The 24,837-nt window shown below is 72.6% G+C and carries 26 protein-coding genes; 8 read left to right on the top strand and 18 right to left on the bottom strand.

Annotated features, from left to right (window positions below; translation table 11 throughout):
• Positions 1-299 precede the first annotated feature (299 nt).
• Entirely contained in the window at positions 300-590 is a 291-nt protein-coding gene (locus AB0N84_RS09605) for a hypothetical protein (RefSeq protein WP_363545603.1), read from the top strand.
• Positions 591-792: 202 nt separating this feature from the next.
• Here the strand turns inward: AB0N84_RS09605 and AB0N84_RS09600 are convergent, their stop codons facing one another.
• A complete protein-coding gene (locus AB0N84_RS09600) occupies positions 793-2,256 on the bottom strand; it encodes an oligopeptide:H+ symporter (RefSeq protein ID WP_363545600.1) in 1,464 nt (487 codons plus the stop codon).
• A 209-nt stretch (positions 2,257-2,465) separates the two neighbouring features.
• Between AB0N84_RS09600 and AB0N84_RS09595 the strand changes: the two genes are divergently transcribed.
• The 3 genes from AB0N84_RS09595 to AB0N84_RS09585 all read left to right on the top strand — a co-directional run bounded on the left by AB0N84_RS09595 (position 2,466) and on the right by AB0N84_RS09585 (position 5,791).
• A complete protein-coding gene (locus tag AB0N84_RS09595; RefSeq protein WP_363545598.1) occupies positions 2,466-4,571 on the top strand; it encodes an acyl-CoA dehydrogenase in 2,106 nt (701 codons plus the stop codon).
• Positions 4,572-4,655: 84 nt separating this feature from the next.
• Positions 4,656-5,234 (top strand): DNA-binding protein, encoded by a 579-nt coding sequence (locus tag AB0N84_RS09590; RefSeq protein WP_363545595.1) that lies wholly within the window; start codon positions 4,656-4,658, stop codon positions 5,232-5,234.
• Positions 5,231-5,791 (top strand): hypothetical protein, encoded by a 561-nt coding sequence (locus AB0N84_RS09585; RefSeq protein WP_069710942.1) that lies wholly within the window; start codon positions 5,231-5,233, stop codon positions 5,789-5,791. Before AB0N84_RS09590 ends, AB0N84_RS09585 begins: the two co-directional genes overlap by 4 nt.
• A gap of 6 nt (positions 5,792-5,797) precedes the next feature.
• Here the strand turns inward: AB0N84_RS09585 and csrA are convergent, their stop codons facing one another.
• From csrA to AB0N84_RS09520, 13 genes are all read right to left on the bottom strand, one after another.
• Positions 5,798-6,073: a carbon storage regulator CsrA gene (gene csrA, locus AB0N84_RS09580; protein WP_069710943.1), complete on the bottom strand. Its 276-nt coding sequence runs from the start codon at positions 6,071-6,073 to the stop codon at positions 5,798-5,800.
• A gap of 4 nt (positions 6,074-6,077) precedes the next feature.
• On the bottom strand, positions 6,078-7,073 hold the full coding sequence (locus AB0N84_RS09575; RefSeq protein WP_363545591.1) for a hypothetical protein: 996 nt from the start codon (positions 7,071-7,073) through the stop codon (positions 6,078-6,080).
• Positions 7,048-9,102 (bottom strand): flagellar biosynthesis protein FlhA, encoded by a 2,055-nt coding sequence (locus AB0N84_RS09570; protein ID WP_363545588.1) that lies wholly within the window; start codon positions 9,100-9,102, stop codon positions 7,048-7,050. Before AB0N84_RS09570 ends, AB0N84_RS09575 begins: the two co-directional genes overlap by 26 nt.
• The gene (locus tag AB0N84_RS09565) at positions 9,099-10,310 is read right to left on the bottom strand and encodes an EscU/YscU/HrcU family type III secretion system export apparatus switch protein (protein ID WP_182048042.1); all 1,212 of its coding nucleotides are present in this window, start codon (positions 10,308-10,310) and stop codon (positions 9,099-9,101) included. The genes AB0N84_RS09570 and AB0N84_RS09565 overlap by 4 nt, the downstream gene beginning before the upstream one ends.
• A 6-nt stretch (positions 10,311-10,316) precedes the next feature.
• Positions 10,317-11,093: a flagellar biosynthetic protein FliR gene (locus AB0N84_RS09560; RefSeq protein ID WP_069710947.1), complete on the bottom strand. Its 777-nt coding sequence runs from the start codon at positions 11,091-11,093 to the stop codon at positions 10,317-10,319.
• A gap of 2 nt (positions 11,094-11,095) precedes the next feature.
• A complete protein-coding gene (locus tag AB0N84_RS09555; RefSeq protein ID WP_069710948.1) occupies positions 11,096-11,368 on the bottom strand; it encodes a flagellar biosynthetic protein FliQ in 273 nt (90 codons plus the stop codon).
• The gene (gene fliP / locus AB0N84_RS09550) at positions 11,368-12,135 is read right to left on the bottom strand and encodes a flagellar type III secretion system pore protein FliP (protein ID WP_363545764.1); all 768 of its coding nucleotides are present in this window, start codon (positions 12,133-12,135) and stop codon (positions 11,368-11,370) included. The genes AB0N84_RS09555 and fliP overlap by 1 nt, the downstream gene beginning before the upstream one ends.
• Before the next feature lie 53 nt (positions 12,136-12,188).
• Positions 12,189-12,776: a flagellar biosynthetic protein FliO gene (locus AB0N84_RS09545; RefSeq protein ID WP_363545583.1), complete on the bottom strand. Its 588-nt coding sequence runs from the start codon at positions 12,774-12,776 to the stop codon at positions 12,189-12,191.
• A 3-nt stretch (positions 12,777-12,779) separates the two neighbouring features.
• Positions 12,780-13,487 carry a flagellar motor switch protein FliN gene (fliN, locus tag AB0N84_RS09540; RefSeq protein ID WP_069710950.1) on the bottom strand — a complete coding sequence of 236 codons (708 nt, stop codon included), beginning with the start codon at positions 13,485-13,487 and terminating at the stop codon, positions 12,780-12,782.
• Complete coding sequence (locus tag AB0N84_RS09535; RefSeq protein WP_182048044.1) at positions 13,484-14,365, bottom strand: flagellar motor switch protein FliM; 882 nt, start codon at positions 14,363-14,365, stop codon at positions 13,484-13,486. The genes fliN and AB0N84_RS09535 overlap by 4 nt, the downstream gene beginning before the upstream one ends.
• Positions 14,366-14,506: 141 nt before the next feature.
• Complete coding sequence (locus AB0N84_RS09530; protein ID WP_182048045.1) at positions 14,507-15,439, bottom strand: flagellar motor protein MotB; 933 nt, start codon at positions 15,437-15,439, stop codon at positions 14,507-14,509.
• 2 nt (positions 15,440-15,441) lie between these two features.
• Positions 15,442-16,257 carry a MotA/TolQ/ExbB proton channel family protein gene (locus AB0N84_RS09525; protein WP_069710953.1) on the bottom strand — a complete coding sequence of 272 codons (816 nt, stop codon included), beginning with the start codon at positions 16,255-16,257 and terminating at the stop codon, positions 15,442-15,444.
• 1 nt (position 16,258) lies between these two features.
• On the bottom strand, positions 16,259-16,561 hold the full coding sequence (locus AB0N84_RS09520) for a flagellar FlbD family protein (RefSeq protein WP_182048046.1): 303 nt from the start codon (positions 16,559-16,561) through the stop codon (positions 16,259-16,261).
• A 234-nt stretch (positions 16,562-16,795) separates the two neighbouring features.
• Between AB0N84_RS09520 and AB0N84_RS09515 the strand changes: the two genes are divergently transcribed.
• The 3 genes from AB0N84_RS09515 (at position 16,796) to AB0N84_RS09505 (ending at position 21,334) form a co-directional block, all read left to right on the top strand.
• Positions 16,796-18,376: a UDP-N-acetylglucosamine 1-carboxyvinyltransferase gene (locus tag AB0N84_RS09515; protein ID WP_363545577.1), complete on the top strand. Its 1,581-nt coding sequence runs from the start codon at positions 16,796-16,798 to the stop codon at positions 18,374-18,376.
• A 173-nt stretch (positions 18,377-18,549) separates the two neighbouring features.
• A complete protein-coding gene (locus AB0N84_RS09510; RefSeq protein ID WP_363545574.1) occupies positions 18,550-19,674 on the top strand; it encodes a DUF475 domain-containing protein in 1,125 nt (374 codons plus the stop codon).
• Positions 19,675-19,753: 79 nt separating this feature from the next.
• Entirely contained in the window at positions 19,754-21,334 is a 1,581-nt protein-coding gene (locus AB0N84_RS09505; RefSeq protein WP_069710956.1) for a Na+/H+ antiporter, read from the top strand.
• A gap of 145 nt (positions 21,335-21,479) precedes the next feature.
• Here the strand turns inward: AB0N84_RS09505 and AB0N84_RS09500 are convergent, their stop codons facing one another.
• The 4 genes from AB0N84_RS09500 to AB0N84_RS09485 all read right to left on the bottom strand — a co-directional run bounded on the left by AB0N84_RS09500 (position 21,480) and on the right by AB0N84_RS09485 (position 24,209).
• Positions 21,480-22,106, bottom strand: a complete 627-nt coding sequence (locus AB0N84_RS09500; RefSeq protein ID WP_363545571.1) for a DUF2625 family protein — start codon at positions 22,104-22,106, stop codon at positions 21,480-21,482.
• Between the two features lie 530 nt (positions 22,107-22,636).
• Positions 22,637-22,981 (bottom strand): hypothetical protein, encoded by a 345-nt coding sequence (locus tag AB0N84_RS09495; protein ID WP_363545568.1) that lies wholly within the window; start codon positions 22,979-22,981, stop codon positions 22,637-22,639.
• Positions 22,982-23,004: 23 nt separating this feature from the next.
• Positions 23,005-23,391, bottom strand: coding sequence for a VOC family protein (locus AB0N84_RS09490; protein ID WP_182047965.1), 387 nt, complete (start codon positions 23,389-23,391; stop codon positions 23,005-23,007).
• A gap of 122 nt (positions 23,392-23,513) precedes the next feature.
• Entirely contained in the window at positions 23,514-24,209 is a 696-nt protein-coding gene (locus AB0N84_RS09485) for a YafY family protein (protein WP_363545565.1), read from the bottom strand.
• A gap of 141 nt (positions 24,210-24,350) precedes the next feature.
• Between AB0N84_RS09485 and AB0N84_RS09480 the strand changes: the two genes are divergently transcribed.
• Positions 24,351-24,827 carry a cupin domain-containing protein gene (locus AB0N84_RS09480; protein ID WP_259346273.1) on the top strand — a complete coding sequence of 159 codons (477 nt, stop codon included), beginning with the start codon at positions 24,351-24,353 and terminating at the stop codon, positions 24,825-24,827.
• Positions 24,828-24,837 lie beyond the last annotated feature (10 nt).

Genomic DNA, 24,837 nt, shown 5'->3' with positions numbered 1-24,837 from the left:
CTGGCGACAGGGAACGCCCACTCGGCGGACCGGCCGCGGCGTGTCCCGCCCACCCGCCGGACCGGCCGCGGCGCGTCCTGCCCACTCGCCGGTCGGGAGGGGCGGTGCCAGCCCGTCCGGCGCCTCCCGTCCGTCGCGTCGCCGGTGCCACGGCGAGTCCCGGCGAGCGGGCAGGATCCGTCACGCTCGGCGCAGCCTGGCGACAGGGAACGCCCGCCCGGCGTGACGCGCGCGGCGTGTCCTGCCCGCTCGCGCGCCCGGCGGGGCGCATCGGCGGCGGGGCACGGTACGGTGGGCGCGTGTTCGGACGACGCTCCCCCGACCCCCGCCCCGACGACTCCGGCGGGCTCGGCATCGGCGCCCTGGTGCAGGTCGTCACCCTCGAGCACGGCGGCGAGCAGTGGGCGGACGAACCGATCGGGGTGATCGTGGCACCCGGCGGCGTGCAGCTCGGCGGCCTGCAGCGCACGTGGACCGTCGCCTTCGACGAGCCCGCGTACACGCAGGACGGCCGCGGCCCCTTCGAGCGCGCGACCGTCCTGGGTCGTCAGTTGGTGCCGGTCGAACCGGCAGCGGTGGACGAGGCCTAGTACTCCTCGTTGCCGCTCTTGAGCATGGCGGCGACCGCCATGCAGAGGCCCACGCCGCCGAGCACGCCGACGCCGATGATGATGCCTGCGATGAGTTCGAGCATTGTGACTCCTTGCGTTCCGGGGCCGGTGTGGCGGTGGCCGTCCTGGCCGGTGTCCAGGTTACCGGATCACGCCTCCGGCACCGGGACACGACGAGCCGTCAGCGGATGCCGCGCATGAGCCGCAGCACGGGCTTCGCGCAGAGCAGCAGGACGACGCCGACCGCGACCGCGACGAGGCCGAGCACCGTGAAGTAGGGCGCCTCGTTCGTGGGCGAGTAGTACTGCGAGAGCACCCCGGTCGCCGCGGTGCCGAGCGAGACCGAGAGGAAGAACAGCGCCACCATCTGCGTCTGGAAGCGCGGCGGCGCGAGCTTCGTCGCCACGGACTGCCCGACCGGGGAGAGCAGGAGCTCGGCGATCGTGAAGACGAGCAGGATCGCGACGAGGGCGAGCAGCGGCGTGCCGTTCTCGCCGGTGCCGGTGAAGGGCAGGAACAGCAGGAACGCGATGCCCATGATGCCGGTGCCGAGCGCGAACTTCGTCGGGGTCGACGGCTGGCGGTCGCCGAGCTTGGTCCAGATCGCCGCGGCCACTCCGGAGAGCACGATGATGAACACCGGGTTGATCGACTGCACCCAGGACACGGGCATCTCCCACCCGCCGAGGGACCGGTCCAGGCGCTGGTCGGAGTACTGCGTCACGACGGTGAACTGCTGCTGGTAGAGCGACCAGAAGACCGCGCTCGCGATGAACAGGGGGATGAACGCGAGCACGCGGGAGCGCTCGTCGGCGGTGATGCCGCTGGTGAGGATCACGACGAAGTAGGCGATGGTCGCGACCACGACGACGGCGACCACCACGGTCGGCAGGTTGCCGACGTTCAGCAGTCCGGTCAGCACGGCTGCGACGACCACCGCGAGGGCGACGACGACGAGTCCGCCGACGAGCGGCAGGCGACGACGGTCGACCGGGTTCGTGACGTGCCGCACCGACTCGGGCAGCTTCCGGCGGCGGATGCCGTACTGCACGAGGCCGGCGGCCATGCCGACCGCGGCGAGGCCGAAGCCGAAGTGGAACCCGAGCGTCGACTGCAGCAGGCCGGTGAGGAGGGGGCCGGCGAACGCGCCGAGGTTGACGCCGAGGTAGTAGAGCGAGAAGCCGGCATCGCGTCGGGGGTCGTCCCGGCTGTAGAGGCCGCCGACGATCGTCGTCGCGGTGGCCTTGAGCCCGCCGGACCCGAGGGCGATGAGCACGAGCCCGACCCCGACCCCGGTCACGCCCGGGATGAGCGCGAGCGCGATGTGCCCGGCCATGACCACGACGGCGCTGCCGAACAGGGTCCGGTCGGCACCGATCAACCGGTCGGCGACCCAGGCCCCGATGATCGTGAAGAGGTAGACGGCCCCGCCGTACGCGCCCATGATGCCGTTCGCGATGCCCTCGTCGATGCCGAGCCCGCCGCGCGTGACGGTGTAGTACATGTAGATGAGGACGATGCCCTGCATCCCGTAGAACGAGAACCGCTCCCAGAGCTCCACCGCGAAGGGCGTCGACAGCTCGAAGGGCTGCCCGAAGAAGGTGCGTGGCTGCGCCGGAGCGCTCGCCGGGGTGGTGCGGGACATCCCTCCATCGTGCCCCGACCCACCGCCGACGGGCCAATCGGGTCGGAGTCCGCACAACCCGGCTCCGGCGGGTCTTGGAGGGTTCCCACGACCGTGGTCGGGGTCCGTCGGTCCCGCTTGTGCACCCGCACGGCGTTCGACGAACACACGGTCGCAGTGCCTAGCGTGTGGAGTGCAACACGGTCAGCGCAGTCCAGGAAGGCTCCCCCATGGTCGACACCGCTCCCGCACACCTCACCTCGACGCCCGCGGCCGAGGCCCCCGACGCCGACGCCACCGGCGACCCGGCGGCGGGTACCCCGGTCGGCGCGACGGACACCGACGTCCGCATCGACACGACGCTGCTCGGCGAACTCCTGCTCGGACGCTGGGCGGAGGACCGCCGGATCTCCCGTCGGCTCACCCTCGACCCGGGCCTGCACAAGATCGAGGGCCAGCCGGTCCCCGAGCACCGCGCCCGCACGCTCGAGCAGCTCCGCGTGCTCGTCGACGCGGGGGCCATCCAGCGGCCGTACCCGACCGAGTTCGGCGGTCAGGAGAACCACGGCGGCAACCTCGCGGCGTTCGAGGAGCTGACGACGGCGGACCCCTCGCTGCAGATCAAGGCGGGCGTGCAGTGGGGCCTGTTCGGCTCCGCCGTCCACCACCTCGGCACCGAGCGCAACCACCGGGAGTTCCTGCCCGGCATCATCCGGTTCGACGTGCCCGGCTGCTTCGCGATGACCGAGACCGGGCACGGCTCGGACGTCCAGAGCATCGCCACGACCGCCACCTACGACGCGGCGACGCAGGAGTTCGTGGTCCACACGCCGTTCCGCGGCGCGTGGAAGGACTACATCGGCAACGCCGCACTGCACGGCCGGGCGGCCGTCGTGTTCGCGAAGCTCGTCACGCAGGGCGTCGACCACGGCGTGCACGCGTTCTACGTCCCCCTGCGCGACGACGCGGGTGCGTTCCTGCCCGGCGTCGGCGGCGAGGACGACGGCGTCAAGGGCGGCCTGAACGGCATCGACAACGGCCGCCTGTGGTTCGACCACGTGCGGGTTCCCCGGACGAACCTGCTGAACCGCTACGGCGACGTCGCCGAGGACGGCACGTACAGCTCGCCGATCGCCTCGCCCGGTCGTCGGTTCTTCACCATGCTCGGCACGCTCGTGCAGGGGCGGGTGTCGCTCGACGGTGCCGCGGTCGTCGCGCAGAAGCTCGCGCTGCAGATCGCGCTGACGTACGCCGCGGAGCGTCGGCAGTTCCCGACCGGTGGCGGTGACGAGGGCGTCCTGCTCGACTACGGGCGCCACCAGCGTCGGCTGATCCCGCGCCTGGCCACGGTGTTCGCGCAGTCGTTCGCGCACGAGCAGCTCCTGCACACCTTCGACGACGTCTTCAGCGGACGGAAGGACACACCGGAGCGCCGCGAGGACCTCGAGACCCAGGCGGCGGCGTTCAAGTCGATGTCGACCTGGTCGGCGCTCGACACCCTGCAGGAGTGCCGCGAGGCCTGCGGCGGGGCCGGCTTCCTCGCCGAGAACCGCCTGACCGGGCTGCGCGCGGACCTCGACGTCTACGTGACCTTCGAGGGCGACAACACGATCCTGCTGCAGCTGGTCGGGAAGCGACTGCTCACCGACTTCCGCGCCCGGGCCCCGCGAGACGCCACGTCCACCGCGCGGTTCGTGGCCGCCCAGGCCGCGTCGAAGCTCGCGGACGCGTCCGGCCTGCGACGACTCGGGCAGACCGTCGCCGACCGCGGGTCCCTCGCGGCGAGCGTCACCGACCTGCAGGACCCGCGCACGCAGCGCGCCCTGCTCGCCGGCCGTGTCGACACGATGGTCGCCGAGATCGGCATGCGCCTGGCCTCGGCGGGCAAGGACCGCGCCCGCGCCGCGAAGCTGCTGAACCGCTCCCAGCACGAGCTCATCGAGGCCGCGAAGGCGCACGCCGAGCTCATGCAGTGGGACGCCTTCACCGAGGCCATCGAGTCGGTCGCCCCCGGGGACACCCGCCGTGTCCTGGTCTGGCTCCGTGACCTGTTCGCCCTCGGGCTGCTCGAGCAGCACCTCGACTGGCACCTCCTGCACGGTCGGCTCACGGCGCAGCGAGCCCGTGCGGTCTCGGCGTACGTCGACCGCCTCGTCGCCCGGATCCGTCCGGTCGTGCCGCAGCTCGTCGAGTCGTTCGGCTACGCCCCGGAGCACGTCCGCGCGCCGATCGCCCTCGGCGAGGAGCGTGCCCGGCAGGAGGAGGCCGCCGCCTGGTTCGCGGCCGAGGCAGCAGCGGGACGGCTGCCCGAGCAGGAGAAGAAGCCGCGGCCGTGATCAACCCCGGAGGGTTGATACCGCCGGAATCAACCTTGTAGGGTTGACGGCGGAGGCGATGTGTACGCGGTGACGGTGGACCAGGTGGGGAGTCGCTCGGGCGACGACCGCGTCGAGACGGCGATGCGGTCGGTCCGCGACGCCGTCGGCGACCGGTTCGTCCTCGCACCCGAACGCACGGCGGGCGACGAGTTCCAGTTCCTGCTCGACGACGCGGCCGCCGCGCTCGACGTCGTCCTCGCCCTGTCGCGTGCGGGCGGCTGGAGCGTCGGCGTCGGCATCGGCGACGTCGAGGAACCGCTCCCGGAGTCCACGCGGGCGGCCCGGGGCGAGGCCTTCGTCCGGGCGCGCGACGCGGTCGAGCGTGCGAAGGAGGTCCCCGAGCACGTGGCGCTCGAGGTGGCCGGTGACCGGCGCCTCCGCACGGCCGACGTCGAGCCGCTCGTCGCCCAGACCGTCCGGGCGCGCGAGCGCCGGTCCCCCGAGGGCTGGGAGCTGGCCGACCTCGTGCGCGACGGCCACTCGCGGACCGAGGCCGCCCGGCTGCTCGGGATCACCCCGCAGGCGGTCGCGAAGCGGTGGACCGCCGCGGACCTCCGCTCGGACGACGCCGTCCACGCGGCCCTCGTGCGCCTGCTCGCCGAAGCGGACCTGCCGGCATGACGCCCTGGATCGTCGGGTCGGTCGTCCTGTTCGTCGTCGCCGTCTTCAGCGTCGTGCACCGCGTGCCCCCGCTCGTCCGGGCCGTCCCGGCGCTCGTCGCCGTCGTCGTCGTGCTCGGCGGGCACCTGCTCGAGCTCGTCCCCGCCGCCCCCACGACGGCCGTCCGCGTGCTCGCCGTCACCGCCGTCGCGGCCGTCGGGGTGCTCGCGGGCAGTGCCGTCACCGGGGCCGTCCTGACCCTGGCGGTCCGCGACGGGGTCGAACGCGGTCCGCACGGCGGCATCCTCGTCTCGCGTGCCGACGAGCCGGCCGTCGCGCGCCGCCGCCCCGAGGTGCTCCGCGGCGGTGCCGCGATCGGCTTCCTCGAACGCTTCGCGGTCGTCGGTGCCGTGCTCGTCGGTCGACTCGAGATCGTCGCCGCGGTGATCGCGGTCAAGGGCCTCGGGCGCTTCAGCGAACTCGACTCGGCGGAGGCGCGGGAACGGTTCATCGTCGGCACGCTCACGAGCATCTGCTGGGCGGGCCTCGCCGCCTGGGCGGCGATCGGTCTGCGGTAGCCCGGATCAGGCGTCGTCGCGGCGCCGACGCTCGCCGAGCGCGGCACGCAGGCGCGCCTCGGCGTCGTCCGCTCCGACCGACCCGGTACCGCTCGCGGCGGCCGCAGCGGCCTCGGCGTTCGCCTCGATCACGGCGCGGACGACCTCCTCGCGCTGGATCTTCACCCCGCGCGGTGCGTCGATGCCGATCCGGACGCCGTCGCCGCGGCTGTCGAGCACCGTGATGACGATGTCGTCACCGACGAGGATCCGCTCGCCGACCTTCCGCGTGAGTACCAGCACCCCGTCAGCCTAGCGACAGGACGGGCACCCCCATCAGGTGCACCGACTCCGGCGTGGCGGTCTCCCCCGCCCCGATCGCGACGACACCGGCGACCGTGGTCCTCGCGGCGACCGCGGCGACCATGCTCCGCGTGTCCTCGGGCTTCCGTCCGACGTCGACGACGACCCACACCTGGTCGGCCGCGAGTCCCTCCGTCGTGGCCGCGTCGTCCCACGCGGCGACCCCGAGCAGCGCGTGGCCGTTCCGGACCCCGTCGGCGCGCGCGAGGATGCCCGACCGCCGGTCCGCGGCGTCGGTCGGTCGCAGGCCGTGGCGTCCGGCGAAGACGCCGGCCGCCGCGTCGACGTCCGTCGGCCGTCCCACCAGCAGGACGAGGTCGCCGTCCGCGGAGAGCACGGCCGGCAGCGGGAGCACGGCCGGCACCGGGAGCGCCGTCGGGACCGCCTGCACCGGGAGCGCCGTCGGGACCGGCGGGACGGGCAGCACCGGCGGCAGGGCGGTGACCACCGGCACGTCCGTCACGGGCGCGGTGACCGGCACCGCGCCTCCCGGCAGCTCCGTCCCGTCCTGGAGGCGCGACCCACCCCCGTCGACCCGGCCCGCGTCGGCGACGGCCCGGTCGGGGCGCGGGGCGCTCGTCGTGATCCCGTCCGCCGCGAAGCCGTCGAGCACCGACGCGAACGCGTCGGCCCGCGTCGTCGCCGTGCCGTCGCCCGCGGCGATCCGCGCCTCGGCGGCCTCGGCGTCGGCGAGGAGCGCCGCGATCCCGACGCGCACGACCGGCCCGTCCGCGATGGCGACGCGGGCGGTCGGCGGGTCGAGCGGGTCCGGGACCTCGACGACGGCCTCGACGTGCGACCGCCGGAACATCCCGCCGATGCCGGGCGACGTGACGCGCTCGGCGGAGACGATGCGGGCGCCGGCACCGAACTCGGCCCGGACGGCGTCGCGCACCGCCTCGAGCGTCGGGCCCTCACGCAGCGATCGGATCGGCGGCACGGACCACCCCCACGGTCTCGATGGTGGAGCCCGCAGCGGTGGCCTCTTGGTACGACAGCACGGGCAGCCCGTTCGCCTGCGCCGACACCATCCGGTGCACGGCGGGGCGGAGCTGCGGCGCGCAGACGAGGACGGCGGACAGGCCCTGCTCCTCGACGCTGCGGACGGCGTCGCGGAGCGAGCCGAGCACCTGCTCGATGCGGTGCGCGTCGAGCACGATCTGGCTGCCCTGCTCGGAGGGGCGGAGTCCCTCGAGCATGGCCTGCTCGAGCAGCGGGTCGATCATGATGACCCGCAGCGTCCCGGCCTCGGCGTGCCGCGCGGGCAGCGCCGGACCGAGGGCGGCACGGGCGGCCTCGACGAGGCCCTCCGGGTCGGTGGAGACCTTCGCGCGGAGCGTCAGCGCCTCGCAGATGCGGCCGAGGTCGTTGATCGGCACGCGCTCGACGAGCAGCCCCTGCAGGACACGCTGGACCTCGGCGAGGGAGAGCATGCCGGGCACGAGCTCCTCGACCGCCGCGGGGTTGACCTGCTTGACGCCCTCGGTGAGCACCTTGACGTCCTCGCGCGTGAGCAGCCGGGCGGCGTTGTCGCCGATCACGGCCTGCAGGTGCGTGACGAGCACGGAGACGCGGTCGATGACGGTCGCGCCGGTCATCTCCGCGGCGTGCCGGAGCTCGGCGGGCACCCACTTGCCGGCGAGGCCGAACACCGGCTCGACGGTGACGGCGCCGGGGAGCCCGTCGAGCTGGTCGCCGAGCGCCAGGACGCTCCGGGCCGGTGCGGTGCCCCGACCGGCCTCGACGCCGGCGATGCGGATCGCGTAGGTCGACGGCGGGAGCTCGATGCTGTCCCGGGTGCGGACGGGCGGCACGACGATGCCCATGTCGACCGCGATCTTCCGCCGGAGCGCGCGGACCCGGCCGAGGAGGTCGTCGGACGAGCCGGACACCATGTCGACGAGGTCGGGCGCGAGCAGGATCTCGAGGGCGTGCACGCGCATCTGCTCGAGGAGGTCCTCCGGCGAGTCCGACGAGGGCGCGGCGGCCTCGAGGGCCTGCTGCTGTGCGGCGGCGGCCTCCCGCTCCTTCGCCTGCCGCGACAGCCGCCACCCGGCGAACAGGAGCCCGGCGCCGATGAGCAGGAACGGCACGATCGGCATGCCCGGGATGAAGCCCATCGCGATCGCGGCGACACCGGCGATCGTCAGCGCGTTCCGCGACTGCGTGAGCTGCGTCGTCGCGGAGGCACCGATCTCGGTCTCCGCGCCGGACCGCGTGACGATCATGCCGGTCGACACCGCCATGAGGAGCGCGGGGATCTGCGACACGAGCCCGTCGCCGATCGTCAGGATGCCGTACTTCGACAGCGCGTCGGTGATCGAGAGCCCGTTCTGCAGCATCCCGATGGCGACGCCGCCGAGCATGTTGATGACCAGGATGAGGATGCCGGCGATGGCGTCACCCTTGACGAACTTCGACGCACCGTCCATCGCGCCGTAGAAGTCGGCCTCGGCGGAGACCGCCGCGCGACGCTCCTTGGCCTCGGCGTCGGTGATGAGCCCGGCGTTGAGGTCGGCGTCGATCGCCATCTGCTTGCCGGGCATCGCGTCGAGGGTGAAGCGGGCGCCGACCTCGGCCACGCGCTCGGCGCCCTTCGTGACGACGACGAACTGGATGACGACGAGGATGAGGAAGACGACCGAGCCGATGATGATCGACCCCGACACGGCGACGTGCCCGAACGCCTGGATGACGTCGCCCGCGAAGCCCTCGCCGAGCACCAGGCGGGTCGACGCCACGTTGAGGCCGAGGCGGAAGAGCGTCGCGACGAGCAGCAGCGACGGGAACACCGAGAAGTCGAGCGGCTTCTTCACGAACAGCGTCGTGAGGAGGATCACCAGCGCCAGCAGGATGTTCAGGATGATGAGCACGTCGAGCAGGAACGACGGCACCGGCAGGATCAGCAGCAGGACGATGCCGACGATGAAGACCGGGACGGCGAGCTTGGGGAGGTCCTTGCGGTTCATGCGGGTGCCCCTTCGGTGGACGGGCTGGTGGAACGGTCGGTGGGACGGGGTGCGCGGAGGCGCCGCGGGCGGGCGTCGCCGCTGAGCGTGGCGGGGTCGAGCACGGTGGCGACCTCGTCGGGCGTCGTCGGGCGCGGGGCCGCGTGCGTGCCGGACGCGGCACCGCGGGCCTTGAGGGTCATCACGAAGGACAGGACGCGGGCGACGGGCGTGTAGAGGTCGACCGGGACCTCCTGGCCGAGGTCGCACGCGGCGTGCAGCGCACGGGTGAGCGGGACGTCGCGGACGATGGGCACCCGGCACTCCTCGGCCTTCGCACGGATGACGTCGGCGACCGGACCGGCGCCCTTCGCCGTGACGCGGGGAGCCGACTTCCCGGGCTCGTACCGGAGCGCGACGGCGAAGTGCGTCGGGTTCGTCATCACGACGTCGGCGTCACCGATCGCCGCGACCATCCGGTTGCGGCTCATCGCGAGCTGCCGGGAGCGTCGCTGGGACTTCACGAGCGGGTCGCCGTCGGTCCGCTTCGACTCGTCCTTGACCTCCTGCTTCGTCATCATCGTGCGCTTGCGGTTGCGCCGCACGACCACGAGCACGTCGATCGCGGCGAGCAGCAGACCGGCCGCGACGGCGGCGCGGAGCAGGGTGCCGGCGCCCCCCTTCGCCGCGTCGAGCACGGACGACAGCGGCAGGGATCCGCTCGACATGAGGACCGGGACGAGCGACTGCACGGCGAACCAGAGCACGAGGCCGACGACCGCGGTCTTCAGCAGGGCCTTCACGCCGTTCCAGAGCGCTTGCACCCCGAACACGCGCTTCACGCCGGCCACGGGGTCGAAGTGATCGGGCTGGGGGGCCATCCGTCGGAAGTGCACGCCGCCCTGCGCGACCGAGACCGCCGCGACGGCCACCGCGACGACGGCGAGCATCGGGCCGATCGTCCCGCCGATCGAGGCCAGTGCGTCGGCGAGGGCCTCGCGCACGGCGGGCACCGTCGGGTCGGCGATCACCCGCTGGACCACGCGGAGCTGCTGCTCCCCCGCGCCGGCGGCACTGCCGATCGTCGCGGGCATGACGAGCGCCGCCATCGCGATGCCGATCCAGGCGCTGAGGTCCTGCGACCGGCCGAGCTGCCCCTTGCGGTGCACCTCGCGCATGCGCTGCTGGGTCGCCTGCTCGGACCGCTCGCCGCTGCCACCGTCGGACACGTCGCCTCACCCCCGCCCGGTGATCGCGGCCACCGCGTCGCCCGTGAGCGAGGACACGACGGCCGGGAGTGCCATGAAGAGCGCACCGGCGAACACCACGGTCAGCCCGATCTTGATCGGGAAGCCCATCTGGAATGCGTTCAGCGCGGGGGCGACACGGGTGAGCAGACCGAGCCCGACGTCGGCGAGGAAGAGCACCACGACGAGCGGTCCGGCGATCTGCAGCGCGGACAGGAACATCTGCCCCGCCGCCGCGACCAGCACGGACGCGAAGCCGCCGAGCGCGAAGGTGCCCGGGCTGCCGTCGGCGGTGACGAGGGGCACGGCGTCGAACGACCGCACGAGCCCGGCGACGATGAGCTGGTAGCCGCCGCTGGCGAACAGGAGCGCGAGCGAGGCCATCTGGAACAGGCGGGTGAACTGCGCACCGTTGACCTGCGACTGCGGGTCGTACGCCTGCGCGAGGGTGAAGCCGCCGAACAGGTCGACGAGCCCGCCCGCGGACTGCACCGCCGCGAACACCAGGTAGACGAGGAAGCCGAGGCCGAGCCCGACGACGAGCTGGGTGAGCAGGGCGAGCAGGAAGCCCGCCGTGTCGAGCGACGTGTACCCGAGCCCGACGCGGGGCGCGACGCCGATCGCCAGGCCGAGCCCGAGGATGATCTTCACGGTGCCGGGGAACGCCTTGTACGCGAACGGCGGCGCGATCACGAAGAACGCGACGAGGCGCACGCCGGTGAGCATCGTGGCCTCGATCCGGTCCGCGTCGATGACGAGGTCCACGGCTAGGTCCCCAGCAGCTTCGGGATCATGTCGAAGGCGACGTGCGTGAACGCCACCATCTCCGCGATCATCCAGTTGCCGCAGACCACGAGCGCGATCGCGACGGCGACGGCCTTCGGCACGAACGAGAGCGTGACCTCCTGGATCTGCGTGACCGACTGGAACAGCGAGATCGCGAAGCCGACGACGAGCGACGTGACGAGCACCGGCGCGGCGAGCTTCGCCGACACCAGGAGCGCCTGGAGGGTGAGGTCGATGACCGCCTGCTGGTTCATCAGCGCACCACCTGGTAGCTCTCGATGAGGGACGTGATGATGAGCCCCCACCCGTCGACGAGGACGAACAGCAGGATCTTGAACGGCAGCGAGATCATCACCGGCGGGAGCATCATCATGCCCATCGACATCAGCGCCGCGGAGACGACGAGGTCGATCACGAGGAACGGGATGAAGATGACGAACCCGATGATGAAGGCGCTCCGCAGCTCGGAGATGACGAACGCGGGGATGACGGTGGTCATCGGGACGGCGTCCAGGTCCTTCGGGTTCGCCTGACCGGCGGCGCGGGTGATGAGCGCGACGTCCTCCTCGCGCGTCTGGTGGAGCATGAACGCCCGCAGCGGCTTCGTGCCGATCTCGACGGCCTTCGCGAAGTCGATGTGCCCCGCCAGGTAGGGCTGCAGGGCGTCGTCGTTGATGTGCCCGAGGACCGGTGCCATCACGAAGAGCGACAGGAAGAGCGCCAGTCCCGCGATCACCTGGTTCGGCGGGATGCCCTGCAGGCCGAGGGCGTTCCGGGTCATCGCCAGCACGACGAAGATCTTCGTGAACGACGTCATCATGAGCAGCAGGGCCGGGGCGACGCTCAGCAGCGTGATGCCGAGCAGGGTCACGATCGCGGACGACGGCGCGCCGTCGGGGCCGTTCACGCTGACGCTGAAGTCGCCGTTCGTCGGGGCCGTGGGCGTCGCGGGTGCAGTCGGCGCGGTCACGCCGGCGGCGTGCGCACCGCCGGCGGTGAGGAGCAGGAAGCCGGCGACCATCGCCAGCCCGAGGACGACGAGGGTGAGGGTGCGGCCGGTCCGCAGCGCGGCCGTCACCCGGCCCGCCGGCCCCGGAGCGCGGCCGCGGCCTGCCGCCACGTGTCCGCGGACAGGACGGAGCCCTGCAGCTGCTGCGCGGTGGGCACGACGGTCCGGCCCGGTCGACGGGCCGATCCGCGGGGCCGCATGGGCAACGGCGTCGCCGTGTCGGCCGGGAGGACCGTGGCGGCACGGTCCTGCCGCTCCAGTTCCGCACGGAACCGGTCGGCGGACGGGGCCGCCGGTGCGGGCTCGGGTGCGACAGGTGCGACGGGTCGGACGGGCGCGACGGTCGGCAGGACGACCGGACCGGTGACGATGCTGAGCTCGGGGGCCGGGGTCGGACCGCTCCGCAGCAAGGAGACGCTCTGCTCGGAGACGCCGAGCACGAGGCGCTCGCCCTCGACGTCCACGACGACGACGCTGGCCTTGCCGCCGATGCCCTGGCGACCGACGACCTCGACCGCGGCGGACCGACGACCGCGGCCCTTCGCCGCGGCCCCGAGGCCGCCCTTCGTCGCGCGACGGTGCAGCACCCACATCAGGGCGAGCACGACGCCGAGCGAGACGGCGACCCGGAGGGCCATCCAGAGGGTGTCCACGGATCAGACCGTCTCGGCGACGTCGAGGATCTTGGTGATGCGGACCGCGTAGTCCTGGTCGACGACGACGACCTCGCCGTGCGCGATGAGCCGGCCGTTCAGCAGGACGTCCGCGGGGGCGCCGGCGCTCCGGTCGAGCTCGACGACGGCGCCGGGCTCCATGCCGAGGACGTCGCGGACCGACATCCGGGTGCGCCCGATCTCGACCGTCAGGGTCATCTCGACGTTGTTGATCCGGCCGAGGTTGCCGGTGGGCAGCGCGCCCGCGACCGCCGGTGCCGACACGGTGCCGTTCTCGCGGACCCGGATGCCGAACCAGCCCCCGGCGACGCCGCCGGCGGTGAGCTCGAAGACCACCGTCTCGGGGTCGGCGAACAGGGACGCGGCGGACTCCCGCCGGGCATCGCCGAGCACGCCGACGCCGAGCACGCCGGCGGCGGCCTCGAGCGACGGACGGAGCACGTCGGTCACGTCGACCAGGGCGGCATCGGCACCACCGGCGGCGACGACCGCGGCGAGGTCGGTGAGGACCAGCGCGAGGTCCGCGGAGAGCCCGCCGACGAACGAGGCGACCACGCCGTCCACCGCGGCCTCGAGGGCGACGGGAGCCGCGCCTCCCGGCAGGAGGACGGCGGTCAGCGGGGCGGCCGTCGGGAGCTGCGCCGCGAGCGACTCGGCCGCGGTGGCGTGGAGGGTGGTGGTGGCGCTCATGCGTGCTGCTCCGGATCGGTGGTGGTGACGACGATGCCGGCGAGGCGCGAGCCGTTCGCGCCGACGGCGGCGGTGCCGACGGGTTCGCCGTCGACCGCGATGGTGAGGGGGCGGTGCTGCGGGTGCGGCAGCGGCAGGACGTCGCCGACGGCGAGCCGGAGGACCTGCGTCGGCAGGACGGCGGCCGGCGCGAAGTGCAGGCTGACGCCCACGGGCACGTTCGCGAGCTGGGCGTCGAGCAGGACCTTCGCGTCGGCGGCGGAGACGCTCGTGGTGTCCTCGCCGAGCTGCGGGAGCACCGCCTCGGCGGGCAGCGCGAGCGTGCCCGGCGCCACGCGGTCGCCGACGCGGATCGAGAAGGACGCCACGATCATCAGGTCGCCCTTCTGCGCGGCCTGGGCGAACTGGCTGTTGAACTGGAAGCCACCGGTCGTGACGTCGTGCGCGAGGAGGCCGCCGAACGAGTACCGGAGGTCGTCGAGGGCGTCCTCGACGATCTTGCGGACGAGGGCCTGCTCGATGGGGGTGAAGGTGCGCTCCGGGGTCGGCAGCGGCTTCGACGCGCCGAGCGCGTGCGACACCCACGTGAGCGCGGCGTCGAGCGGGACCTGCAGCACGCCCTTCGGTGCCGTCTCCGCGATCGGCAGCAGCACCATGCCGGTCAGGGCGGGCAGGGAGGCGGCGTACTCGTCGTACGTCGTGAGCTCGACCTGCTCGCACGTGACCTGGCTGACGGCGCGCACCTTGGCCGTGAGCTGCGTGCCCCACTGGCGCGCGAACGTCTCGAAGGCGAGCTCGAGGACCCGTGCGTGCTCGCGGGCGAGCGTCGACGGGCGCGCGAAGTCGTACACCTCGGGCGCGGGCAGGGTCTCGGTCACGGGTGCGTCTGTCGGCCGCCGTGCATCGGCCGTCAGTGCTGTACCCCGTACTGGGGCGGTGGCGACACGGGTGCCGGTACCGCCCCGACGCCCGGCGCGGCGGGGTGGGATCGGGTGGTGCGGATCCTGTCCGCGAGCGGTCTAGCCCTGTCGTGCTCCGTCCTGCGCCTTCGCCAGCGCCGGCATCAGGGCGCTCACGTCCTGGTCCTGGTTCGACAGCACGACGATGTCGACCCGACGGTTGAGCGTGTTGTCCGCGTCGCTGACGCCCCGGGCGAGCGGGCGGCTCGACCCGAAGCCGACGCTCTGCACGTGGTCCGCGGGCATCCCGCCGCGCTCGACCAGGTCACGGAGCACGCCCGTCGCCCGGGCTGCGCTGAGCTCCCAGTTCGTCGCGTAGGGCGCGGTCGAGTTCCGCTGGTCGGCATGGCCCTCGACGCTCACGTCGTGCGCGCTGCTCTTCAGGACCGGCGCGATGGCGTCCATGATGCGACGCGCCTGGTCGGACAGGTCGGCGCTGTTCGTGGCGAAGTACGTCTCGCTGCCGACGAGCCGGACGGTGAGCCCGCGGTCGTCCACGGCGAACTGCACCTTCGACGACTCGCCGGCCTTGTCCAGGTTGCCCTGGATCGCCGCCTCGATCGCCTTCAGGTCGTCGAGCTCCGACTGCGCCGCCGCGAGGTCGGCCTTCGTCGCGACCGGGGGCACCGCCGTCGACGCCGGGTCGACGTTCGTGTCCTCGGCACCCGACGCCGCCGTGGAGTGGTCGGCGTCGGACTTGTCCGTCGCGTACCCCTTGCCGTCCTTGGTGACCTGGGACTTCGACACGATCGTGCCCGACGCGGTGTCGACCTTCTCGGACTTGACCTCGCCGAAGCCGGTCGCGAGCGAGTTCTTCAGCGCGATGTACTTCTCCTGGTCCACCGACGACATGGCGAACAGCACGAGGAACATGCACATCAGGACCGTGATCATGTCCATGTACGACGCCATCCATCGCTCGTCGGGGTGCTCGGCCTCGTCGTGACCGCCCTTCTTCCGACCGCGTCCGCGGCCGCGGGGGTTCGCGCTCACGGTCAGGCCGCCAGCTGCTGGTCGTCGACGCTGGCCTTCGCGCCCTTGCCCGCCTTGCCGGCCGCACCGCGTGCCGCCGGCGGCACCATGGCCGTCAGGCGCTCACCGAGCAGGCGGGGCTGGCTGCCGGCCTGGACCGCGAGCAGGCCCTCCATGAGGAGCGTCTGCCGGTCCGCCTCGAGCTGCGCGAGCTTCCGGAGCTTCCCGCCGAAGGGCAGCCAGAGGAAGTTCGCGGTGAGGAGGCCCCACAGCGTCGCGACGAACGCGCTCGCGATGAGCGGACCGAGCTCGTCGGGCTTGCCGAGGTTGGCGAGCACGTGCGTCAGCGAGACGACCGTGCCGATGATGCCCACCGTCGGGGCGAAGCCGCCGAGGCCCATGAAGAACGCGCTGGCGCTCCGCATCGGTGCGGCGTTCGACTCGATCTCGTCCTCGAGCAGGATCCGCAGCTCGTCGCCGTCCGTGCCGTCGGCGATGTTCTGCAGGGCCTTCTTCATGAAGGGGTCGTCGTGCTTGTCGGCCTCCTGCTCGAGGGCGAGCAGGCCGTTCGACCGCGCGGTCTCGGCGAGTCCGACGACGTCGTCGATGACGGTCTGGGGCGGGGTGACCTTACCGGTGAACGCCTTGGGCACCGTCTTGAACGCGGCGAGGGCGTCCTTCATGGTCGTGCTCGCGACGCCGCAGCCGATGGTGGCGACGAACACGAGGAGCATCGGGGCGGGCAGGAAGAGCCCCGCCATCTCGACGTGCTCCATCTGCGCCATGCCGAACAGGGCGCCGAAGGCCAGCAGGATCCCGACGATGGTCGCGATGTCCATCTCAGCGCCCCCCGTCCAGCGTGCGGGCACCGTCGCGACGGCCGGTCGCGACCAGCGGGGCGACCGGGGCGAGGGTGGGCTGCGGGCCGGTCGCGTTCCCGGGGAGCTCGGCACCGTAGGCCATGCCGACGATCCGGGCGCGGTAGGCGGCCACGGCGTCGATGACCTCGGCCATGGACTCGCGCACGATGTACTTCGCACCGTCGACCATGATGAGCGTCGTGTCCGGCGTCTCCTGGATGCGCTCCACGAGGTCGGGGTTGACAGCGAATGCGCTGCCGTTGAGTCGTGTGACGACGATCATGGCCCGTCCTGGTTCTCGATCGTCCCGCCGCCGTCCGTGGGGCGGGATGCAGACCCGTCCGTGGGTGTGCACCGGTGCCTATCGGCGCGGCGGGCCGACGCGTTAGCGGCGGTGTGCAGACCGACGCTCGCCGAGGCCTCGGGAACTCATGGATGAGTTGAACTGCGGTCGTACCTGCGAGGAAGCCGTGTCCGGGACGCTGTTTTATCTCACCACCGTGTTACCGTGGCGTCCATGTCCGACACCACCACCGTCGTCACGCCCGCCGACCCGGCAGCCGCCACCTCGGCCGCCGCGCCCCTCCGCGAGGTCGGCGCCCTCATCCGCGGTGCCCGCAAGGGCCGCAGCATGACCCAGTCCCAGCTCGCCGAGCGCGTCGGCACCAGCCAGAGCGCGATCAACCGGATCGAGCAGGGCGGCCAGAACCTCTCCCTCGAGATGCTGACCCGGATCAGCGACGCCCTCGACCAGCAGATCGTCTCGATCGGCGGCGCCCCGCAGCGGGCGCACCTGCGCGTGCAGGGCGGCCGGAAGCTCAGCGGGTCGATCGCGGTGAACTCGAGCAAGAACGCCGCCGTCGCACTGCTCTGCGCCTCGCTCCTCAACCGCGGGGTGACCCGCCTGCACCGCGTGGCCCGCATCGTCGAGGTCGACCGCATCATCGACGTGCTCCGCAGCCTCGGCGCGACGGTCACGTGGTCGGAGGACGGCGAGACGCTCGAGATCGTCGCGCCGGCCGACCTGCACCTCGACGCCATCGACGCCGACGCAGCCCGCCGCACGCGCAGCGTCCTCATGTTCCTCGGTCCGCTGAGCGGCCGCTACGGCTCCTTCCGCCTCCCCTACGCGGGCGGCTGCGACCTCGGCACCCGCACCGTCGAGCCGCACCTCATCGCGCTGCGCCCCTTCGGCGTCGACGTCGAGGCGACCTCCGGGTGGTACGAGGTCGACGTGGCGAACACCGAGGTGCCGACGAAGTCCGTCGTCCTGACTGAGCGTGGTGACACCGTGACCGAGAACGCGATCCTCGCCGCGGCCGCCCGCGACGGCGTCACCACCATCCGGAACGCCAGCCCCAACTACATGGTGCAGGACCTCTGCTTCTTCCTCGAGCTGCTCGGCGTGCAGATCGAGGGCATCGGCACGACGACACTCCGCATCACCGGCAGGAGCCGCATCGACGAGGTCGTGGACTACTGGCCGAGCGAGGACCCGGTGGAGGCGATGAGCCTGCTGACCGCCGGCATCGTGACGTCCTCGACCCTGACCGTCACGCGGGCGCCGATCGAGTTCCTCGAGATCGAGCTCGCGACCCTGGCCGAGATGGGCCTGCGCTTCGACGTCAGCGAGGAGTACGCAGCGGCGAACGGCCGCACGCGCCTCGTCGACATCACCGTGCACCCGTCCGAGCTGCACGCGCCGATCGACAAGATCCACGCGATGCCGTTCCCCGGTCTGAACATCGACAACCTGCCGTTCTTCGTCGTGATCGCGGCGATGGCCGAGGGCACCACCCTCGTGCACGACTGGGTGTACGAGGGCCGGGCCATCCACCTGCTCGACCTCACCCGCCTCGGCGCGAGCGTCACCCTCCGCGACCCGCACCGGCTCGACGTCACCGGGCCGACGCACTTCTCGGGCGCCGAGGTCAGCTGCCCGCCGGCGCTCCGCCCGGCGGTCGTCATCCTGCTGGCGATGCTCGCGGCGAAGGGCGAGAGCGTGCTCCGCAACGTGGGCATCATCGCCCGCGGGTACGAGCAGCTGCAGGAGCGCCTGAACTCGCTCGGCGCGTCGATCGAGACGTTCCACGACTGACCCCACCGGCACGGTCGTGCCGACCACCGCAGCCTCCGCGCCCGGCGCACCGACGGCCCGTCCCCGCAAGTGGGGACGGGCCGTCACCCGTCCTGCGGAACGCACCGGTGCCTCCAGGCCGTCTGCCAGGCCGGACGGACACGTCGTCCAGGTGCCACGGGCTGCATGGGGTGATGGCCACGAGATCGCTCCTGACCCTGCCGCTCGTCCTCACCCTGTCGGCGGCCGCCGTCGCGTGGGTCGTCCTCGGCCCCGCCGCCGCCCTGGCGTTCGCAGCGCTCGCGCTGCTCGAGATCGCGATGGCGGCTGACTCGTCCGTCCCGATGGCGGGGATCGCCGGCCGCCTGCACTCCCCCGCACGGCGCCTGTTCCTGTCGCTCGGCATCGTCGCGGGCGTCCTCGCGATGCGACTCGCCCTGCCGCCGGCGGCGGTCGCCGTGGGCGGTGTGACCGACCCCGCGTCGGCTGTCGACGAGGCGGTGTTCGCGCCGGGGTCGTTCACCGCGCACCTCGCCGAGGTCCGTCCCGCCCTCGCCGCCTTCGGCGCCGCGTTCATCTGGCTCGTCTTCGCCGAGTACCTCTTCAACACCGACCGCCTGTCGCGTCGGTCCTGGTTGGGCGGCCTGGAGGCGCGGCTCGCCCGGGTCGCGCGTCCTCGCGTCTGGGCGCTGGTCACCGCCGTCGCCGGGGTGCTGGTCACCACGTCGCTCGTGGGGGCCGACGACGGCTGGGCGGTCACCACGGTGCTCCCGGTCGCCCTGGGCGGGGTCGCCGGCACCGGCGCCTACCTCGGGTCGAAGCGCGTCGCCGCGTGGTCGTTGCGCGGCCTCGGTGGGACCGACACCGGGTCCGTCGCGACGGGAGGCTCGTGGCGCGTCCACACCTACGCCTCGACGGTCGTGTTCGAACGCGGGCTCGTCGTCTTCATGCTGTTCGAGATCCTCGACGGCGTGTACAGCCTGTCCGGCTCCGGGCTGCTCGGCGGTGACGGGCTCGGCGCGCTCGAACAGGCGACGGTCGCGGTCGCGGCGATCGGGGTCGGCGCGGTGTTCCTGGCGCGGCTCACCTCGCGGCTCGACCAGTCGGCCGGGCTGCAGCGGCTGCGGTACCTGAAGGCCGGCGCCGCGTACGTGCTCGGCGTCCTGGCGGTGCTGCTCTGGACGAGCCTGCTCGTCCCGGTCCCCGGGATCGTCGTCGCGTGGTTCGGCAGCGTCGTGATCGGGCTCGCGCTGGCCACCTCGCTGCCGTGGCGGGCGTGGGCGCGACGGCTCCGACGACGACGGGTGACCGCGGGCTGAGTCCCGAGGACGCGGATCGGGAAGGTCTCGCAGTACCGGCGGCGTTGACTGACGCGTCCGACGAACCGCGAGGAGATCCGTGCTCGGTCCTGAACTGGTGGTCGCCCTCGGGCTCGCCATCGCCCTGACGGCGGCCGTCGCCGACCGCATCCGGGTGGCCCCTCCCGTGCTGCTGCTCGTGATCGGCGCGCTGCTCGCCTTCGTGCCGACGTTCGCCCGCGTGGAGCTGCCCGCCGACGCCGTCCTCCTGCTGTTCCTCCCGGCGCTCCTGTACTGGGAGAGCCTGACGACGTCGCTCCGCGAGATCCGCAAGAACCTGCGCGGCATCGTCCTCATGGGCACCCTGCTCGTCGTCGTGACGGCCGGGGTCGTCGCCACCCTCCTGCACCTGCTCGGCATGCCGTGGGGGCCCGCCTGGGTGCTCGGCGCAGCGGTCGCGCCCACGGACGCCACCGCCGTCGGCGTGCTCACGAAGATGCTGCCGCGACGCAACGTCACGGTGCTCCGCGCGGAGAGCCTGGTGAACGACGGCACGACGCTCGTCGTCTACGGCATCGCGGTCGCCGTGACGGTGGGCACGCAGGAGCTGACGTTCTGGAACGTGTCCGGCATGCTCGTGCTCTCCTACGTGGGCGGCGTGGCGGCCGGGCTGCTGGCCGCGTGGCTCGGCTCGCTCGTGCTGCGTCGCGTCGACACCGTCGTGCTCGAGAACATGGTCACGCTGCTCGTGCCCTTCGCGGCGTTCCTCGGCGCCGAGGCGATCGGTGCGTCCGGCGTGCTCGCCGTCGTCGCCGCCGGCATCGTGGTGAGCCAGGTCGCGCCGAAGCTCGACCGGGCGGAGACCCGGCAGCAGGTCCGCGCCTTCTGGTCGTTCCTGACGTACCTGCTCAACGGCGCGTTGTTCGTGCTCGTGGGCATCGAGGCGATGGTCGCCGCGCGGCAGCTCGAGGCCCGCGAGCTGTGGACCGGGGTCGGGCTCGTGCTCGCCGTCTCCGTCGTGCTCGTCCTCGTGCGGTTCGCCTTCGAGGGCGCTCTCGGCGGCACCGTCTGGCTGGTGACCCGACGGTTCGGGGGCGAGCCCCGCGAGGGACGGCGCGACCGGCTCGTCAGCGGGTTCGCCGGGTTCCGCGGCGCGGTGTCCCTGGCGATGGCGGTCGCGGTCCCCCGCACGCTCGAGTCGGGCGGCGCCTTCCCCGACCGCGACCTCATCGTGTTCGTCACCGCCGGTGTCGTCGTCGTCACGATCGTCGGACAGGCGCTCGTCCTGCCCGCCGTGCTCCGTCGCGCGGCCCTCCCCGAGGACGAGTCGGTCGGCGAGGAGCGCCGCTACGCCGAGCGGACGGCGGTCGAGGAAGCGCTCGACGCACTCCCCCGACTCGCTCGCAAGGCCGGGGCCGACCGGGCCGCGGTCGAGCGGGTGCGGAAGGACCTCGAGGCGCACCTCGACGTCATCCAGGCCCGCGAGGAGGACGACGACGACCACCCGGCGCTGCAGCGGCACGACACCACGGTCGCGCTCGAGCTCGCGCTGGTCCGGCACAAGGCGGCGACGCTCCTGCGGCTCCGCGACGCGGACGAGATCGACGACCTGGTGCTCCGGCAGGTCCGTGCGGGCTACGACGCCGAGGAGGCGCGGCTCGAGGGGTCGACGCCGCCCTGAGTCCGCCACGGGGCGGCTCGGGCCGCTGCGGTTCCGGGGGCCGCGGCGCCCCAGATGTCGAGGACGCCGTCGACCGCGGCGTCGCGCAGCGTCCGCAGCGGCACCGGCCTTCGCGACCGATGACGGCCCGTCGTCTGATCACGTCTCAGCCACGTCCGTCCGACCGTTCCGACGTCCCCGCCGGCCAGTGATCGCGCGCGACCTCCGTCATCGGGACGTCCCGCCGGTCGCTCGCGTTCGGGTCCTTGCCCTTCGCGGACCAGAGCGGCGGGTACATCGAGAAGCCGCGGTCGAGCGCGAGGGCAGCGACGTCAGCAGCCCATCCGTCCCACCGGAGCGATCCGTAGAAGTGCCCGATCGCGTCGGTGAGCATCGCCGTGAGGAACTCGCTGTGCGTGAGGTCGAGGCCTTCCCACCGGAGGCTGTCGGGGGCGAAGTAGTACACGCGCCCGTCTCCGACACCGAGCGAGCCGCCGTCGAGCGCGAACACGCCACCGAGCACGTCGAAGCCGACGACGCACCGTCCCGACGAGTCCGTGTGGGCGTCCAGCACCGACGGGAGCCGTCCCCCGGCACCGCCGAGGAGGCGGAGCCAGCCGTGGTCGACGGTGATCCCCCCGGTGTGCGCGATCAGGGCGCCGAGGTACGACCGTTCGGTGAGACCGAGGTGTGCCCGGTCTGCGGCGGACCCACCCTCGAGGACCTGCGCGGCCGGTGCCGCAGCGATCAGGCCGGACAGTTCGGGCCAGGCGTCCTGCGAGAGCTTCGTCACCCGGGGATCGTCGCACGGCCGCCGGTCGGCCACGGACCCCCGGACGCATCGATGCGATCAGGTCCCGTGTAGACACGCAGTCGTGAGGAACGACGGGACGGGGCCGGACGGCCGCTGGGCAGTACCGCTGCGCCGCGTCTTCCCCTGGTGGTACCTGATCGGCGCGGCGGCGACGATGGTCGTGCTGATCCTGCTGGACCCCGAGGGTGGGCAAGCGGTCATCGCCCTGTGGGGTCCGACGATCGGCATCACCGTCCGCGACCGGGAGAAGGACGCACCGGGAGCGACTGGACCAGGATCTCCCCGTCGACCGAGCATCGTTGCTGTCGCCGCTCTGGCTCGAACCGGTGTGCGCAGCGCTGATCGCCGGGTTCGCAGTCGGCATCGGCCTCCTGCTCGATGCACTCTTCGGCCACCGGACGTTCGTCACGGTGCAGGTGGGGCTGAGCATCCTCGTCAGCAGCGCGGTCGGGTTCGTGCTGCTGCTCGTCATCCTCCGCGCGCGCCGTCGGCGGAGGAGGACGACCGTCTCAGTGCCGGATCTTCCGCTGCACGCTCCGCAGGAGCGTGAGTGCGACGGCGTCAGGGACACCGGTCGTCGTCTCCCAGTCGACCCCCGACCCGACGACGTCTGAAGCGAAGGCCACCTCCGTCGCCAGGAGCGCCCGACGCCAGTCGGTCGGCGGCAACGCCGCGCCGCGTTCGAGCGACTCCCGGATCCTCCGGCTCTGCTCGAAGAAGTCCGTTGCACCCGCGAAGCCGAACGCCCGGGCCAGGGTCTCGGTGAGGTGTACTGGTCCGCCCCATTCCCGCAGGCCCGCGAGCACGAGCTGTACTTCGTCCTCGATCAGTCCGAGGGCCTCCGCAGATGCCACGGCGTCACCTTCTCACGCGGAAGTCAGTGCTCCGACTCCGCAGTCGTCGGCCTGCTGAACAGGTTGACGACGTTGCCGTCGGGATCCCGCACGAGTGCCGAGCGGTTGCCCCACGGCATCGTGGTCGGTGCGAGCACGACGTCCTCCGGCGCGGGCTGGAGCCGGGCGAAGTCACCGTCGACGTCGGCGACCTCGAACTCGATGAACACGGAGCGGTTCGTCGCCGGGACGAGCGCGCCGCCGAGCATCGCGACGGTCGCGGTGCTGGCGATCGCGAGGACGGCGCCGGTGCCGCCGAACTGCGCGAAGACCGGAGCGGGGCGCTCCGCTCGCTGACCGGTGAGGTTCTCGTAGAACGTGACGAGACCGTCGAGGTCGTCGGTGACGATGCGGACGGATGCGAACGACATGGGGCTCCTTCGGTGGTGCTGATGGTGTTCCACCAGCGTCGCCGGTCGTCGCGACAGCGTCCTGTCGGTGTTTCCGAGATCGGTGTCCCCGAGATCGGTGTTCCCGGGATCGGTGTCGGTGATCAGTCGTCGACGACGGACCGGAGCCGTCCGTTCTGGATCGCGAGGTCCTCGGCACGGAGTGCGCGCATTTGCGGTCGCTCGTCGGTCACCCTGATCGAGCGCATCCGGTCGGCACGGAATGCCCGCACTCCGTCGCGGAGTCGGCACCAGGCGATGAGGTACCACTGCCCGTCCTTCTCGATCGACCCCAACGGCTCGACGTCGCGACTGGTCTCCGCACCGGCGGCGTCCAGGTAGTGCAGCTGCACGACGCGGTCGGCGCGCAGTGCCTCGGCGAACTCGACCGGCGCGGCCGGCTCCTCGTCGCTCTCGAGGAAGTGCACCCGGGCTGCGAAGGCGCTGGCGCGCGCCGCTTCCGGGTCCGGCATGACCGCGAGCAGCTTCCGAGCGGCGGTCCGAGCGGAGTGGCGGAACGGGCTGTGACGGAGCGCGCCGAGCCCGATCAGCACCGCGAGGGCCTCGTCCGGCGTGAACCCCGCCGGGCCGAGCGTCGCCGACGCGTCGATGACGTAGCCGCCGGTCCGTCCGGGTTCCGCCCAGATCGGCAGTCCCGACGACTGCAGTGCTGCGAGGTCCCGCTCGATGGTCCGGACGGACACCTCGAAGCGTTCCGCGAGCCGTCGCGCGCTCCGTGGCCGCGGTGACGCGGCGCGCAGTTCCTCCACGAGGCCGTAGAGACGATCGGTCCGGTTCACCGACCCATCATCCGACACGGCGACCACCGCGGCGCCGGCGGGACCACCCCGACCGCTGCCACGAGCACGAAATGACCGGCTCCCCGAGGGAGGTGACGACAGCCCCTCCCAGCGGGCTCCCCGCAGTCGTACGGTCGGGACATGACCGCCGACCCTGCAGCCCAGCGAGAGCGCGACGAGGAGCCCCGCATGACCGACGTGACGTTCGAGCAACCGTTCCCGATCGGCGAGGAAAACGACGCCTACGCCCAGTACTTCACCGGCCGGAGCTACCTCGCGCCCCTCACCGACGGTGTACCCGTCGTCAGCAACGTCACCTTCGAACCCGGCTGCCGCAACGACTGGCACGTGCACCACGGCACCGGCGGCGGCGACCAGATCCTCCTCTGCACCGCCGGCTCCGGCTGGTACCAGGCCGAAGGCTCCGACCCCGTCAGCATGACCCCGGGCACCACCGTCCGCGTCCCTGCCGGGACCAAGCACTGGCACGGTGCGAAGGCCGACTCCTGGTTCTCCCACATCGCCTTCATCACGCCCGGTCCGGACGTGCGCAACGAGTGGCTCGAGCCGGTCGACGAGGACACCTACGGGCAACTACCCGGCACCTCGGCGCCCTGAACACGCCGAC

This window comes from Curtobacterium sp. NPDC089185 (assembly GCF_040685235.1).
Taxonomy (GTDB): Bacteria; Actinomycetota; Actinomycetes; order Actinomycetales; family Microbacteriaceae; genus Curtobacterium; species Curtobacterium citri.
This window is presented reverse-complemented; position numbering and strand designations above follow the sequence as displayed.

What these genes read in the sequence shown, in the direction of transcription:
- fliP (WP_363545764.1), bottom strand. Translation starts at nt 12,135, where the DNA reads ATGGTCGCCGGCTTCCTGCTCCTCACCGCCGGCGGTGCGCACGCCGCC.
- AB0N84_RS09600 (WP_363545600.1), bottom strand. Translation starts at nt 2,256, where the DNA reads ATGTCCCGCACCACCCCGGCGAGCGCTCCGGCGCAGCCACGCACCTTC.
- AB0N84_RS09585 (WP_069710942.1), top strand. Translation starts at nt 5,231, where the DNA reads ATGACGCCCTGGATCGTCGGGTCGGTCGTCCTGTTCGTCGTCGCCGTC.
- AB0N84_RS09555 (WP_069710948.1), bottom strand. Translation starts at nt 11,368, where the DNA reads ATGAACCAGCAGGCGGTCATCGACCTCACCCTCCAGGCGCTCCTGGTG.
- AB0N84_RS09595 (WP_363545598.1), top strand. Translation starts at nt 2,466, where the DNA reads ATGGTCGACACCGCTCCCGCACACCTCACCTCGACGCCCGCGGCCGAG.
- AB0N84_RS09480 (WP_259346273.1), top strand. Translation starts at nt 24,351, where the DNA reads ATGACCGCCGACCCTGCAGCCCAGCGAGAGCGCGACGAGGAGCCCCGC.
- AB0N84_RS09490 (WP_182047965.1), bottom strand. Translation starts at nt 23,391, where the DNA reads ATGTCGTTCGCATCCGTCCGCATCGTCACCGACGACCTCGACGGTCTC.
- fliN (WP_069710950.1), bottom strand. Translation starts at nt 13,487, where the DNA reads ATGAGCGCCACCACCACCCTCCACGCCACCGCGGCCGAGTCGCTCGCG.
- AB0N84_RS09570 (WP_363545588.1), bottom strand. Translation starts at nt 9,102, where the DNA reads ATGAACCGCAAGGACCTCCCCAAGCTCGCCGTCCCGGTCTTCATCGTC.
- AB0N84_RS09520 (WP_182048046.1), bottom strand. Translation starts at nt 16,561, where the DNA reads ATGATCGTCGTCACACGACTCAACGGCAGCGCATTCGCTGTCAACCCC.
- AB0N84_RS09525 (WP_069710953.1), bottom strand. Translation starts at nt 16,257, where the DNA reads ATGGACATCGCGACCATCGTCGGGATCCTGCTGGCCTTCGGCGCCCTG.
- AB0N84_RS09510 (WP_363545574.1), top strand. Translation starts at nt 18,550, where the DNA reads ATGGCCACGAGATCGCTCCTGACCCTGCCGCTCGTCCTCACCCTGTCG.
- AB0N84_RS09515 (WP_363545577.1), top strand. Translation starts at nt 16,796, where the DNA reads ATGTCCGACACCACCACCGTCGTCACGCCCGCCGACCCGGCAGCCGCC.